The following is a 14,228-nucleotide window of genomic DNA, read 5'->3' on the forward strand; positions in this document are numbered from 1 at the left end:
GCAATGCCCCCGCTCGGCAGGTTCGTTCACGCCGAGTGCGAACCCGGCCAGTCGGCCTTGGGGCCAAGTCGCGCAGCAGGATCCTCTTGTGGCTGAAGAGATCCGGCGATGTGGTCATGACCGCGGCAGGCCGGCGACGCTGATTCGGGTCGGGCGATCGTCAGTCCGGTGCGTCGTCCCCGGTGTCGACGGATTCGGTGTCGTCCCGGTCGGATCTGCTGCCCGGAACGTCACGTTCGTCGCGTTCGCGCTCGACCTTGTTCTCCAGTTCGTCCACGATCTCGCCGAGTCCCTCACCTGGGCCGGTGTCGTTCGGTTGCGTCACGATGCTGCCTCCTCCGGTCGCCGTGACGTCGATACCCTGTACCTTCGATGTCTATCTGTTACGACGTCCCTGATACCCGGTCCCTGATACCCGCCGGCCGCGCCCGGCAAACTCAGCCGGTGAGCAGGACCGCGGCCTGGGCTGGGAGTCGGGCCCCTGCGCGCCGCCGGAACAGTTCGGCAGGCCGCCCCTGCCCGGGATTCGATAGATGCCCGGTGTTCTCGAGGGCCTCGACGACGTGGCGGCGAAACGAATCTTTCTGCAGGGAACGAGCGAAGATCACTTCGTACAGCCTGCGCAACTCCAGCACGGTGAACTCGTCACCGAGTAGATGGTCGGGGTCGGCCTGCATCGTGTAGCGGGCGCGCAGGTCGTCGACCGCCAGTCGCACCATGTCGGCGTGGTCGAAGGCGAGGTCGTCGACGACTCCGTTGTCGACGCCCAAAAGTATTGCGCCGGGCGGGAGGTCGGCCGCGGGTACCGCGGCGGTGTGGGCCATCGACACCACCCATCCGCGGTCGTCGCGGCCCGGCGCGTCGAACATGTGCAGTTGGCGGAACTTCAGTCCGGTGACGGCCGCCTTGTCGCGGAGGGCGCGGTGGGCCGCGTCGACCAGACGTTCACCGCAGTGCAGGAATGTGCCGGGGAGCGCGCGAGACCCGAGTCGGTGGTCGACGACCAGGACGTGCAGGTTGTCGTCGAGGTAGGTCAGTACCGCGACATCGACCGCTACCGACGGGCGGTCGTAGTCGGCGAGAGTCATGTCCGTCGAGTTGGTCGGTTCACCCATGTCTTGCATATTAACTCGCTCTCGATCTATTATTAGCGCAATATTGCGCTATATGGGAGGTGTGCGATGACCCTGTCTGCACGACAGCTCGATCGGGCGGCCGGAGTGCTGCTCGGGACCGCCGCCGGCGACGCTTTGGGCGCCGGCTACGAATTCACCTATCCGGCGGCGACCACGACGATCGGCATGATCGGCGGCGGCACGTTCGCATGGGAACCGGGGGAGTGGACCGACGACACGGCGATGGCCGTGGCGATCGCCGAAGTCGCCGCGACTGGAGTCGACATCGGCCGCGGATCGGGCCTCGACGCGGTCGCCGCCCAGTTCGTCCGCTGGTACGACTCGAACCCGAAGGACATCGGCAACCAGACGCGGAGCGTCCTGCGTCGCCGCGCCCGCGACGCGGCGACCATGCAGGCCCACGCCCGGTCGCTCACCGGCCGCAAGGCGGGCAACGGTTCGCTCATGCGCACCGCGCCGGTCGCACTCGCCTATCTGAACGACCGGGCAGGATGCCTCGAAGCTGCCGCGAGGATCAGCGCCCTCACGCACGACGACCCGACCGCCGAGCACGCGTGCCGGATGTGGTCCCACGCCATCCGGCACGCCGTGCTGCACGGCACGTTCGACGGTGTGCGCGGATACCTGAAGGTCGCATCCGCCGATGTCGTCGGATTCTGGCGACCGCTGCTCGACGAGGCCGAACGCGGCACGCCCGCAGATTTCGCGAACAACGGCTGGGTGGTGCACGCATTGCAGACCGCATGGTGGGCGATCACCACCACCCCGGGCACGGGGGAGGCGCATCTACACGCCGCGCTCGAGGCCGCGGTACGCGCCGGTGGTGACACCGACACCACCGCTGCGATCGCGGGTGGACTGCTCGGGGCGCGGTGGGGCGCGTCGGCGATCCCGGGGCACTGGCGCCGCATACTGCACGGCTGGCCCGGTCTCGACGCCGACGATCTGGTTCGGCTCGCAGTGGATGCCGCCCGGGGCGGCCCGAGTGCCCCGCGACCGTCACGACCCGCAATCACGGTGGTCGAGGGCGACATCACAACGATGCGCGTCGATGCCGTCGTGAACGCGACCGACTCCGCGCTCAGCGGGGACGGCGGGGTCGATCGGGCCGTCCAGCGGGCCGGCGGCCCGGCGATCCGTGCGGCGTGTGACACGTTACGTGCCACGACCCTGCCGGACGGACTGAGTGTGGGCGCCGCGGTCGTGACACCGGCCGGGAACCTCCCGGCGTCCTGGGTAGTCCACACGGTCGGCCCACGCCACTCCGCCAGCGAGGACCGAGCGGGGACACTGCGCGCGACCTACACGCGAAGCCTGGCAGCCGCGGAAGCCGTCGGTGCGCGCACCATCGCATTCCCGCTCATTTCCGGCGGAGCCGGTGGATGGCCGATCGACGACGCGGTGCGGGAGGCCGTCGCGGCGCTCACCGACGCGGACTCCGCGATGGAGGTGACACTCGTGGCGGCCGATCCCGGGACCGCAGCCCTGATGCGCCGGGAACTGGCGTAGAGCAAGTCGGCGCACCCACCCGCAAGATTCGGTTAGCCTTGCCTGGCTTTGTCGTGATTCGAGGAGGGGTGATGGCAGTAGTCGATATGTTGACGCGGCGGGGATTCCTGATCGGGGTGTCCGGCGCGGCGCTCGCGTTCGTCGGTGCCTGCAGCAGTGACGGCGACGGTGACGGTGGGTCGTCCGCTCGCGGCACCGGTGCGGTCATCGGCAACAAGTTCGGCGAGACCCGGATTCCGCCCGGCCCGCAGCGCGTCGTCAGTGTGGGCTACAACGATCAGGACGCGATTCTGGCGCTCGGTGCCACCCCGGTCGGCGTATTCGACTGGTACGGCAACCATCCGAATGCCGTCTGGCCGTGGGCACAGCACCTGCTCGCCGGAGCGACACCGGTGATCGTCGGCAGCGCGAGTGCCGGGATCAGCATCGAGCAGGTGGCTGCCGTCGATCCCGATCTGATCGTCGGCACGTACTCGGGGTTGACCGAGGACGAATATCACAAGCTGAGCGCACTCGCACCGACCGTCGCGCAGCCCGGGGAATTCGCCGACTACGGGGTGCCGTGGCAGGACCAGACCCGGATCATCGGTGAGGCACTCGGCAAGTCGGACCGGGCAGCAGAGTTGGTGGCCTCGGTCGGTAAGCAATTCACCGACGTCGCCGCCGCAAACCCCGCCTTTGCGGGCAAGACGGTGATCGTGGGTGCACTCGACAGCCCCGGTCAGTTCGGTGTTTACGGACCCGAGGACCCGAAGGTGCGGTTCTTCACCGAACTCGGCTTCGTCAATCCGCCCGTCACGCAGCAGATCACCACCACCAACTTCGCCCAGATCAGCACCGAACAGTTGGCGCTGGCGGACGTCGATCTGCTGGTCTGGTACGCCGGTGGTGGGTACGGCGACACGTTGCGTGCCGAACTCGACAGGACACCGCTGTATCAACAGTTGGACGTCGTCGAGGACGGTCGCACGATCATTCTCGAAGACGAGGCAGCGGAGGCGATGACCTGGAGCACCGTCCTGTCGCTGCCGTACGCGCTCGCGGCCATCCCGTCGCGGATCGCACCGCTGCTCGTATAGCAGCACACCACCGCGGTTGCGATGCCGGAAACTGTCAGCGCAACGCCGGCGGATTGTCGAGGTCCGCTGCCGCATAGGTGTCGCACGCCGCGACCTGGCCGGTGCGGTAGCCGGCGAGGAACCATTTCTGCCGTTGCTCGGAGGAACCGTGCGTCCAGCCTTCCGGATTCACCCGGCCGGTCGCGGCGGCCTGAATGCGGTCGTCACCGACGGCCGACGCCGCGGACAAGGCGTCGCGGACGTCGGTGTCCGAGAGCGGTGCGAGAAACGGTTGACCTGTGGCCGGGTCGATCATGCGGTCCGCGTGGTGCGCCCACACACCGGCATAGCAGTCTGCTTGCAACTCGGTGCGCACCGCGCCGGATTCCGGGCCGCGCGGATCGGCCTGCGCGCGGCCGATGTCACCGAGTTGCGTCTGCAGATGATGACCGAATTCGTGCGCCACCACGTATTCCTGGGCCAGCGGTCCGGCACTGGAACCGAAGCGGGTCACGAGCTCCTGGAAGAAACTGGTGTCGAAATAGGCGGTCTGGTCGGCGGGGCAGTAGAACGGCCCGACGTCGCTGGTCGCATTGCCGCAGCCGGTGGCGACCGACCCCGAGAACAACTGGACCTCGGGACGCACGTAGGCGATGCCGGTCTGCTGCTTCAGTTGCTGTTCCCACACCAGATCGAGGCTGCCGGCGGTGTATTCGACCCGGCAGTTCACATCGGAGTTGGCGTCCGCGCCGGTCAGGCAGTCCCCGGAGCTGCCGGTTTCGGACGGGTTGTTCTGGTCGACCGTGCCCGACCCGAGTAGGGATCCCGGATCACCGCCGAACAGCAGCACGAGGATCACGACGATGATGCCGCCGACCCCGCCGCCGATCGCGACCTTGCCGCCACGGCCACCGCCGCCCCGGCGGACCCGGCCCGCCTCGATCCGTGCCCCGTCGTTGAACGTCATCGCATCGCTTTCTTGTCGCAGGTGCTCGCGTCGCGGCACAAGCTTGGCACGTCGAATCCGACACGGGTGTCCTCGTCCCGTTCGTGTCTTTCGTAGGATTGCGACTGACGACGAATCTCGTCGAACGATTTCGAAAGGATTTCCGTGCTGCGCACCCATCTCGCCGGCTCGTTGCGAGCCGAGCACGCCGAGCAGTCCGTCACCCTCACCGGCTGGGTGGCCCGGCGCCGCGACCACGGCGGGGTGATCTTCATCGACCTGCGCGATGCCTCCGGTGTCGCCCAGGTCGTGTTCCGTGACCCCGACGTCCTCGAGCAGGCCCACCGCCTGCGCGCCGAGTTCTGCGTGAAGGTCACCGGTGTTGTCGAGGTGCGTCCCGACGGCAACCAGAACTTCGACATTCCGACCGGCGCGATCGAGGTCAACGCGACCGCGCTCGAGGTCCTCAACGAGGCGGCGCCGCTGCCGTTCCAACTCGACGATCAGGCCGGTGAGGAAGCGCGCCTGAAGTACCGCTACCTCGACCTGCGCAGGGAGGGGCCGGGTAAGGCCATCCGTCTGCGGAGCAAGGTCAACGCCGCGGCCCGCTCGGTCCTGGCGCACCACTCGTTCGTCGAGGTCGAGACCCCCACCCTGACTCGCTCGACACCGGAGGGCGCCCGCGACTTCGTGGTGCCGGCGCGCCTGCAACCCGGCAACTTCTACGCGCTGCCGCAGAGTCCGCAGTTGTTCAAGCAACTCCTCATGGTCGGCGGCATCGAGCGGTACTACCAGATCGCCCGCTGCTACCGTGACGAGGACTTCCGGGCCGATCGCCAGCCCGAGTTCACCCAGCTCGACATCGAGATGGCATTCGTGGGGCAGGACGATGTCATCCTGCTGGCGGAGGAGATCCTGCACGCACTCTGGCGGCTCGTGGACTTCGAACTCGACACTCCGATCCCGCGCATGACGTACGCCGAGGCGATGCGACGATTCGGATCAGACAAGCCGGATCTGCGTTTCGGCATCGAACTCGTCGAATGCAAGGACTTCTTCAAGGACACCACGTTCCGGGTGTTCCAATCCGAGTACGTCGGCGCTGTCGTCATGCCGGGTGGGGCAGGACAACCGAGGCGCCAGCTCGACGCGTGGCAGGAATGGGCCAAGCAGCGCGGCGCCAAGGGACTCGCCTACGTGCTCGTCGGCGAGGACGGTGAACTGGCGGGTCCGGTCGCGAAGAATCTCACCGATACCGAGCGCGCCGGCCTGTGTGACCACGTCGGCGCGAAGCCCGGTGACTGCATCTTCTTCGCCGCCGGAGCGACCAAGCCCATGCGGGCACTGCTCGGTGCGGCCCGCGGCGAGATCGCCCGCAAGCTCGACCTGATCGACCCGAAGGCTTGGGCATTCGTGTGGGTCGTCGACGCGCCGATGTTCGAGCCGGCAGCGGAGGCAACCGCATCCGGAGATGTCGCCCTCGGTTCGTCGGCGTGGACGGCGGTGCATCACGCGTTCACCTCGCCGAAGCCCGAGTTCCTCGACACCTTCGACACCGACCCCGGTTCGGCGCTGGCCTACGCCTACGACATCGTCTGCAACGGCAACGAAATCGGTGGTGGCTCGATCCGTATCCACCGCTCCGATATTCAGGAGCGGGTCTTCGGGGTCATGGGTATCGGTGAGGACGAAGCCAACGACAAGTTCGGCTTCCTGCTCGACGCGTTCAAGTACGGTGCTCCGCCGCACGGTGGGATCGCCTTCGGCTGGGATCGCATCACCGCACTACTCGCCGGTGTGGATTCGATCCGCGAGGTCATCGCATTCCCGAAGTCCGGTGGTGGGGTCGATCCGCTCACCGATGCGCCGGGCCCGATCAGCGCCGCGCAGCGCAAGGAAACGGGCGTGGACTTCGTCCCCGAACCCAAGGGCGACAAGTCGGCGAAGGATGCGGTCGCAGACTCGGTCTAGGCGACCCGGGCGTGTCGGTGCCCGGCGCCGACACGCCCGGAAATGCCGGCGATGCGGATTGATCGCAGGTCCGTGAACGGTCGCATTCTCGGATCGTCGACCGCGGTGGGAGCCCGGCATCCTTGCTCCCGTTTTGTGTTCCGGGTACCGAAGGTCCCAGCCGGATCGAGACTTCTGCAGGACCTGTGGTGACCCAATTCCAGGTAGATTGTGGAGCGATGACCGCAATATTGGCAGACCCCGTTTCAGAGGTTGTTCAAGCAGCCGAAAAGCTGCTCACACGCCGTACCGGCGCGCCGGTGACCCTCGCGGACCCCGTCGATCTGGGCGGTAGCGGCCTGTCCACGGTGCTGCGCGTGCGAGTCGCGGCCAACCCGTTCTCGCTGCCGCGGACGCTGGTGCTCAAGCAGCTTCCGCGTTCCCGCGGCGTCGGCCACGTCGATTTCCGCGGCGCCGAGACGGGCGACGAGGTCGCGTTCCTGCGGGAGGCGGTGTCGTACCAGTTTGCGACTGCCCTCGCGAAGGACAACCGGCCCGGCGCTGAACTGCTGGCTCACGACTTCGAATCCCGGCTGCTCGTACTCAGCGACCTCGGTGACGCGACGCCGCTCGCCTCGCTGCTGCGCAGCAGTGACGCGGACACCGTCGGCAACACGTTGATGGCGCTCGCTCAGGCACTGGGTCGGATGCACGCAGCGACCGTCGGTCGCGAGGAGGACTTCGCGGCCCTGCTGAGACGCGCCGACGTCGGCAATGCCGCGGATGTCGTGTCCGAGCAAGCGGTGCAGGCCGTCCGAGCAGTTCCCGAACTGCTCGCCCATGATTTCGGACTGACCGTGCCGCAGTCCGTCCTCGATCGCGCGGACCGTGCAGCGCGCCTGTTCACGGGTGGACGGTTCCGGGCGTTCAGCCCCTCGGATCTGTGCCCGGACAACATCGTCGTCGGGGACGACGGTGTGCAGTTCCTCGACTACGAATGGGGCGGATTCCGGGACGCCACACTCGATATCGCTTTCGCGCTCACCTCGTTCCCGTCGTGCCTGTGCGTCGCACCGCTGACACTCGACCGGGTCCGGGCGATGGCAGATGCGTGGCGCGCCGAGGTGGTCGCCATCTGGCCGCAACTGGCGTTCGACGAAGTGTTCGCGACGCGTCTGCTCGACGCACAACTCGCGTGCGTCTGGCTCAGCACCGAACTGTATCTCCCCGAGGATCATGCCCGGATCGCGCCGGTGCGGGCACACCAGTTGTCCGTGCATCGACTCGACGCGCTCGAGTCACGGTGGTCGCTGCTCGCGGAGTACGCGGCAGACAGCGGGCACGACGACGTCGCCGAGCATGCCCGCGATGTGCTGGCGTGCATCCGGGGTAGGCGCGACAACCTCTGAACCCTCTGAACCCTCGCCGAGCGGGCTCTGACGCGATCGCGTCAGTGCCCGCTCGATGCTGTCGCGTCAGGATCCGCTGTCGACGAGTGGTGTCGCCGGTTCGACGCGGGCCGACCCGGCGCCGACTCGCATGCTCGCGCCGTGCCGCACACCGGTCGTCGGGTCGGCCCGATCGAGTACGTAGATCCAATCCATCTGCACCGCGTCGGGTGTGACATCGAGTACGGCGTATCCGTGCGAATCGAGTTCCACGTAGCGCACGTGTCGGTTGAGTTCGCCTACCGCGGACTCGAGGCCGGGGGAGGCGGTCCGCGGCGGGGCCCCCAAGGTGTCGTCGATGTTCTGCGAGGTCACCGACGGCACGACCAGCTCCGTTGCGACAGTTCCGCCCGCCGGGTAGGCGGCGGCGTCGACCGGCACGTCACACGCCCACGAGGTGTGGATATCTCCGGTGAGAAACACCACGTTGCGACGGTCGGACGCGGTGATCGCGTCGAGCAACCGCCGCCTGTCCGCGGCGTACCCGTCCCACTGGTCCGGGTTGATCGGGATTCCCGTGGCGGGGATGCCCACGAGTTCGGTGAGCGCCGCACTGGTGGCTGCGTCGAGTGGAGGAATCAGCACCGGGGAGAGCATCACCGGATTGCCGACAAGTTGCCACCGAGTGGAAGAACTCGTGATCCCGGCCGTCAGCCATTCCATCTGTTCCGCCCCGGTGATCGTCCGGGCCGGATCGTCGACCTCACGCAAGTCGGGTCCGAAACCGACCTCCTGAGACCGGTAGCTGCGCAGATCGAGCATGGACAGTTCGGCCAGGTCGCCGAACCGCAGCCGACGGTAGAGCCGGGGTTCGGTGCCCGAGACCCGCACCGGCATCCACTCCAGATATGCCTGTCGTGCCGCTGCGGCGCGATCCGACCAGGTGCCCTCTGTCGCGGGATCATGATTCTCGGCGCCACCGGACCACGCGTTGTTTGCGGATTCGTGATCGTCCCACGTGACGATCCACGGCAGTCGCGCATGCAGGGCCTGCAGATCCGGATCGGTCTTGTGCTGGGCGTGCCGGACACGGTAGTCGGTGAGTGTGACGATTGCGTGCAGCGGCGCGTGGCGACGTACCGGCCCGCTCGTCGGTGCATACTCGCCGCTCCCGTACTCGTACAGATAGTCACCGAGATGCACGATCGCATCGAGATCTGTGCGAGCCGCGAGATGCCGGTACGCGGAGAAGTAGCCGTCCTCCCAGTTCGCGCACGAGACGACACCCAGCCGGAGCCGCCCCGGGCTTGCGCCGTCCGCGGGAGCGGTCCAGGTCCGTCCGATCGGCGACACGACACCGGATCCGACCAGAGTGAACCGATAGAAATATCGGGTATCCGGGCTCAAGCCGGTCGCATCGACCGTCACGGTGTGGTCGGATGCCGCGCTCGTGGTGACGACTCCGGATGCCGCACCCTGACGAAAGTCGGGATCCGGAGCGATCTCCCAACGCACCGCGGTATCCGGACCCAGTCCCGATCCGGGTGTGGCGTCGGCGGAAGGAGTGACACGGGTCCACAGGATCACCCGGTCGGGCAGCGGATCCCCGGACGCAACGCCATGACCGAACGCGGGCGGCGCTGCCGAGGCGGGGATTGCAGTACCGAGTGTGGCGACGCCCGCGGCGATCGCCCCGGAACGCAGGACAGCCCGCCTGGACACGCGCGGACCCGAAGAAGTGTGAGGCACCTGCCGATCCGACCACACGATCACATATCGATAAAAGGCAGGCCCGGGATTGTGCCCGGAATTCACGCAGAGTTCCACCCGTGGCGGCCCGCGCGGCCTGTCCGCCTCGCCTTGTAGCGTCGTGAGGGTGAGTGATCTTTTCGGGGCGGACGATTCCGCCGGCGCACCCGATGCCCTGTTCGAGGCACCGAACGTGCCATCCGCGGGGCCCGAACCGTCGATTCGCCGCGCGAAACTCGAGCCGAGCGGACCGAACGCGCCGCTCGCCGCCCGGATGCGCCCGCGCAGCATCGACGAAGTCGTCGGACAGCAGCATCTGCTGGCCCACGGTGCGCCGCTGCGGCGCCTCGTGGAGGGATCCGGTGCCGCATCCGTCGTTCTCTACGGGCCGCCCGGCACCGGCAAGACCACGCTCGCGTCACTGATCTCCGGGGCCACCGGCCGCAGATTCGAGGCGTTGTCCGCGCTGTCCGCCGGCGTCAAGGACGTGCGCGCGGTGATCGAACTCGCCAGGCGGCGGCTCACGCAGGGCGAACAGACCGTGCTGTTCATCGACGAGGTCCATCGGTTCTCCAAGACCCAGCAGGACGCGTTGCTTGCTGCCGTCGAGAACCGCATCGTGCTGCTCGTCGCCGCTACTACGGAGAACCCGTCGTTTTCGGTGGTAGCGCCGTTGCTGTCTCGGTCGCTGGTACTGCAGTTGCAACCGCTCGCACCCGACGACATCCGTGCATTGATCGAACGTGCCCGCACCGATCCGCGCGGTCTCGACGGCAGGATTGCGATGGCCGACGATGCTCTCGATCATCTGGTGCGTCTCGCGGGGGGCGACGCCCGGCGGGCATTGACCGCGCTCGAGGCGGCGGCGGAGACTGCCGTCGATCGAACGGCCGCCGGTGACCCGGTGATCGATCTGCCCACGGTCGAATCGAGCATCGACAAGGCTGCGGTCCGCTACGACCGCGACGGCGATCAGCACTTCGATGTCGCGAGCGCTTTCATCAAATCGTTGCGGGGCTCCGACGTGGACGCGGCTCTGCACTACCTGGCGCGGATGATCGTCGCCGGTGAGGACCCGCGATTCATCGCGCGACGATTGATGATTCAGGCGAGCGAGGAGGTCGGCCTGGCCGACCCGACCGCACTCCAGGCAGCAGTTGCGGCCGCACACGTTGTGCAGCAGGTCGGCATGCCCGAAGCGCAGCTCGCGCTGGCGCAGGCCACGATCCACATCGCCACCGCGCCGAAATCGGGTGCGGTGACCGCGGCGCTCGGCGCGGCGATCGCGGATGTGAAGGCGGGCAGGGCGGGTCCGGTGCCACCGCACCTGCGCGACGGCCACTATCAGGGCGCACAAGGGTTGGGCAACGCGATCGGATATCGCTATCCCCACGACGACCCAGACGGTGTCGTGGCGCAGCAGTACCCGCCGGACGATCTCGTCGGTGTGGACTACTACCGGCCCACCGCGCGCGGCACCGAGCGGGAACTGTCGGCGCGGGTGCCGAAGCTGCGCCGGGTCGTGCGTGGTCAGTAGGTGGCAGTCACACGCGTGCGGTCGAGGCGTCGGGTCGGGTGACGGCGTCGTTCCATCCGGCGACGATGTCGTTGAGCCGCCGCAGATCCCGATCCGGGATGCGCCGAGCCGATTCGACGTGGTCGAAGAGCCCGTCCAGTGAGGCAGCGAGGGCGTCCGCGAGGGCGCGTGCCCGTTCCGCGGTTGCGGTGTCCGTGTCGTGCAGCTTCCGTCCAGACACTGATACTCCGATTCTCCGGTCCGGCAGGTCCGATATGTCCATCTCGTCAGAGACAATAGTGAGTACTCCGTTCGGAGGGCACGCGGGTCCCGGTCGAGGGGGACGGGCGGCAGCGTCGGAAGTCGCGATAGGCTGAACGACGGCCGATTCGCCGGAGTCGCCGGCCCCACCGCGGGCACACATCACACCGCCCGACCCGAAGGACCATGACGTGCAGACCCACGAGATCCGCAGACGCTTTCTCGACCACTTCGTGAAGGCCGGCCACACCGAAGTACCCAGCGCCTCGTTGATCCTGGCCGACCCCAACCTGCTGTTCGTCAACGCGGGAATGGTGCCCTTCGTGCCGTTCTTCCTCGGCCAGCAGACGCCGCCGTTCCCGCGGGCCACCTCGGTGCAGAAGTGTGTGCGCACCCTCGACATCGAAGAAGTGGGTATCACCACCCGCCACAACACGTTCTTCCAGATGGCGGGCAATTTCTCGTTCGGCGACTATTTCAAACGCGAAGCGATCACCCACGCCTGGACACTGCTCACCGATTCCGTCGACGAGGGTGGATACGGCATCGACCCGGAGAAGTTGTGGGCAACGGTGTACCTCGACGACGACGAGGCATTCGGCATCTGGCGTGACGAGGTCGGTGTTCCCGAAGACCGCATCCAGCGTCGCGGCATGAAGGACAACTACTGGTCGATGGGCATCCCCGGTCCGTGCGGCCCGTGCTCGGAGATCTTCTACGACCGCGGCCCCGACTACGGCGTCGACGGCGGCCCCGAAGCCGACGAGGATCGCTACATCGAGATCTGGAACCTCGTGTTCATGCAGAACGAGCGGGGCGAGGGCGGCGCCAAGGACAACTACCCGGTCCTCGGGCCGCTGCCGAAAAAGAACATCGACACCGGGATGGGCGTCGAACGTGTCGCGTTCCTGCTGCAGGGCGTCGAGAACGTCTACGAGACGGATCTGCTGCGCCCGGTCATCGACAAGGCGCAGGAATTGACCGGCAGCAGCTACGGCACCGACCATGCGTCGGACGTGCGATTCCGGGTCATCGCCGACCATGCCCGCACCGCCGCGATGCTCATCGTCGACGGTGTCAACCCCGGCAACGACGGCCGCGGATACGTGCTTCGTCGTCTGCTGCGCCGCATCGTGCGTTCGGCACGCCTCCTCGGCGCGACCACCCCGACGATGGCCGCGTTCATGGCCGTCGTTCGCGACACCATGGCACCGTCCTACCCGGAACTGGCCACCAACTTCCCACGCATCGAGACCGTCGCGGTCGGCGAGGAGTCGGCGTTCCTCAAGACACTCGACACCGGGTCGAAGCTGTTCGAAGGCGCCGTCGACGCGGTCAAGGCGGAGGGCCTGACAGTGCTCGGTGGTTCCGAGGCATTCGCACTTCACGACACCTATGGTTTCCCGATCGACCTGACGTTGGAAATGGCCGCGGAGGCCGGACTGTCCGTCGACGAAGTGGGTTTCCGGTCACTGATGGCCGAGCAGCGTCAGCGCGCGAAGGACGATGCCCGCGCCCGCAAGCACGCGCACGCCGACCTGACCGTCTACAAGGAACTGCTCGATCGCGGACCTACCGAATTCACCGGATTCGCAGAACTGGTGTCCGAAGCCAACGTGCTCGCCGTCATCACCGGCGGCGAACGCCTCCACGCTGCCCAGGCCGGTCAGGACGTCGAATTGATCCTGGATCGCAGCCCGCTCTATGCCGAAGCAGGCGGCCAGATCGCCGACATCGGCACGATCACCGCGACCGGCCTGCGTGTCAAGGTCAACGACGTCCAGAAGATCGCCAAACAATTGTGGGTTCACAAGGTCACCGTGCTCGAAGGCCAGGTCACCGAGGGAGACACCGTCCTCGTGCAGGTCGATCCGGAGTGGCGTAAAGGTGCCACCCAGGGACACTCGGGCACTCACATGGTGCACGCCGCGCTGCGTCAGGTCCTCGGGCCGAACGCCGTGCAGGCAGGTTCGCTGAACAAGCCCGGATACCTGCGCTTCGACTTCTCCTGGCCGGGGGCGCTCTCCGAGCAGCAGAAGAGCGACATCGAGGCCGTCACCAACGAGGCCGTGGCCGCGAACTACCCGGTGAACACGTTCGTCACCGACCTCGACAAGGCCAAGAAGATGGGCGCGATGGCGCTGTTCGGTGAGAACTACGGCGACGAGGTTCGTGTCGTCGAGATCGGCGGACCGTTCTCGATGGAACTGTGCGGCGGCACCCACGTGCAGCACTCGTCGCACATCGGCACGGTGACCCTGCTCGGCGAGCAATCGGTCGGCTCCGGGTTCCGTCGCGTCGAGGCGTACGTCGGCCTGGACTCGTACCGGCATCTCGCCAAGGAACGTGCTCTGCTGGCCGGACTGTCCTCGACCCTGAAAGTGCCGTCCGACGAAGTCCCCGGCCGCGTCGAATCGCTCATCGAACGTCTCAAGGTCGCCGAGAAGGAACTCGAGAAGACGCGCGCTGCCGCAGTGCTCGCCTCGGCAGGCGCCGTTGCCGACAAGGCGCAGCGGATCGGTGACATGCTGGTGATCGCGGAAGCGGCACCCGTCGGGGTCGCGGGTAACGACCTGCGCAGCCTCGCGACGGACGTACGCGGACGCCTCGGCACCGAGCCCGCGGTCGTGCTGCTGCTCGGCAACGCAGACGGCAAGGTCCCCTTTGTCGTCGCCACCACCAAGGCTGCTCAGGAGAAGGGCGTCAAGGCAGGCG

The 14,228-nt window shown here is 67.3% G+C and carries 11 protein-coding genes and 1 pseudogene; 7 read left to right on the top strand and 5 right to left on the bottom strand.

Features of this window, described 5'->3' with window-relative positions; genetic code table 11:
• Window positions 1-160: 160 nt before the first annotated feature.
• Window positions 161-325: a hypothetical protein gene (locus WAX14_RS15365; RefSeq protein WP_422628918.1), complete on the bottom strand. Its 165-nt coding sequence runs from the start codon at window positions 323-325 to the stop codon at window positions 161-163.
• Window positions 326-437: 112 nt separating this feature from the next.
• Window positions 438-1,115, bottom strand: a complete 678-nt coding sequence (locus WAX14_RS15370; protein WP_422628919.1) for an NUDIX hydrolase — start codon at window positions 1,113-1,115, stop codon at window positions 438-440.
• A 66-nt stretch (window positions 1,116-1,181) separates the two neighbouring features.
• Here WAX14_RS15370 and WAX14_RS15375 point away from each other — a divergent pair.
• The 3 genes and pseudogenes from WAX14_RS15375 to WAX14_RS15385 all read left to right on the top strand — a co-directional run.
• Window positions 1,182-2,117, top strand: a pseudogene (locus WAX14_RS15375) (ADP-ribosylglycohydrolase family protein); the annotation flags it as partial.
• A gap of 60 nt (window positions 2,118-2,177) precedes the next feature.
• On the top strand, window positions 2,178-2,645 hold the full coding sequence (locus tag WAX14_RS15380; protein WP_422628928.1) for a macro domain-containing protein: 468 nt from the start codon (window positions 2,178-2,180) through the stop codon (window positions 2,643-2,645).
• A 71-nt stretch (window positions 2,646-2,716) separates the two neighbouring features.
• Window positions 2,717-3,724: an iron-siderophore ABC transporter substrate-binding protein gene (locus tag WAX14_RS15385; RefSeq protein ID WP_422628920.1), complete on the top strand. Its 1,008-nt coding sequence runs from the start codon at window positions 2,717-2,719 to the stop codon at window positions 3,722-3,724.
• 34 nt (window positions 3,725-3,758) lie between these two features.
• Here WAX14_RS15385 and WAX14_RS15390 read toward each other — a convergent pair whose 3' ends face one another.
• Window positions 3,759-4,670, bottom strand: coding sequence for a KPN_02809 family neutral zinc metallopeptidase (locus WAX14_RS15390; RefSeq protein ID WP_422628921.1), 912 nt, complete (start codon window positions 4,668-4,670; stop codon window positions 3,759-3,761).
• A gap of 144 nt (window positions 4,671-4,814) precedes the next feature.
• Here WAX14_RS15390 and aspS point away from each other — a divergent pair, with 144 nt between their 5' ends.
• Window positions 4,815-6,620, top strand: coding sequence for an aspartate--tRNA ligase (gene aspS, locus WAX14_RS15395; protein ID WP_422628922.1), 1,806 nt, complete (start codon window positions 4,815-4,817; stop codon window positions 6,618-6,620).
• A gap of 218 nt (window positions 6,621-6,838) precedes the next feature.
• On the top strand, window positions 6,839-8,008 hold the full coding sequence (locus WAX14_RS15400; protein WP_422628923.1) for a kinase: 1,170 nt from the start codon (window positions 6,839-6,841) through the stop codon (window positions 8,006-8,008).
• A gap of 66 nt (window positions 8,009-8,074) precedes the next feature.
• Here WAX14_RS15400 and WAX14_RS15405 read toward each other — a convergent pair whose 3' ends face one another.
• Window positions 8,075-9,709, bottom strand: a complete 1,635-nt coding sequence (locus WAX14_RS15405) for an alkaline phosphatase D family protein (RefSeq protein ID WP_422628924.1) — start codon at window positions 9,707-9,709, stop codon at window positions 8,075-8,077.
• A 154-nt stretch (window positions 9,710-9,863) separates the two neighbouring features.
• On the opposite strand from WAX14_RS15405, the gene WAX14_RS15410 reads away from it, so the two are divergent.
• Window positions 9,864-11,273 (top strand): replication-associated recombination protein A, encoded by a 1,410-nt coding sequence (locus tag WAX14_RS15410; protein WP_422628925.1) that lies wholly within the window; start codon window positions 9,864-9,866, stop codon window positions 11,271-11,273.
• Window positions 11,274-11,280: 7 nt separating this feature from the next.
• On the opposite strand, the gene WAX14_RS15415 is transcribed toward WAX14_RS15410, so the two are convergent.
• Window positions 11,281-11,493: a hypothetical protein gene (locus tag WAX14_RS15415; RefSeq protein WP_422628926.1), complete on the bottom strand. Its 213-nt coding sequence runs from the start codon at window positions 11,491-11,493 to the stop codon at window positions 11,281-11,283.
• A gap of 211 nt (window positions 11,494-11,704) precedes the next feature.
• Between WAX14_RS15415 and alaS the strand changes: the two genes are divergently transcribed.
• Window positions 11,705-14,228: alanine--tRNA ligase (gene alaS, locus WAX14_RS15420; protein WP_422628927.1), on the top strand; the 2,524-nt coding region annotated here is incomplete at its 3' end.

Origin of the sequence: Rhodococcus sp. (in: high G+C Gram-positive bacteria) (genome assembly GCF_049299235.1) — a bacterium.
GTDB lineage: Bacteria > Actinomycetota > Actinomycetes > Mycobacteriales > Mycobacteriaceae > Rhodococcus.

What these genes read in the sequence shown, in the direction of transcription:
- WAX14_RS15380 (WP_422628928.1), top strand. Translation starts at nt 2,178, where the DNA reads ATGCGCGTCGATGCCGTCGTGAACGCGACCGACTCCGCGCTCAGCGGG.
- WAX14_RS15400 (WP_422628923.1), top strand. Translation starts at nt 6,839, where the DNA reads ATGACCGCAATATTGGCAGACCCCGTTTCAGAGGTTGTTCAAGCAGCC.
- WAX14_RS15370 (WP_422628919.1), bottom strand. Translation starts at nt 1,115, where the DNA reads ATGGGTGAACCGACCAACTCGACGGACATGACTCTCGCCGACTACGAC.
- WAX14_RS15385 (WP_422628920.1), top strand. Translation starts at nt 2,717, where the DNA reads ATGGCAGTAGTCGATATGTTGACGCGGCGGGGATTCCTGATCGGGGTG.
- WAX14_RS15390 (WP_422628921.1), bottom strand. Translation starts at nt 4,670, where the DNA reads ATGACGTTCAACGACGGGGCACGGATCGAGGCGGGCCGGGTCCGCCGG.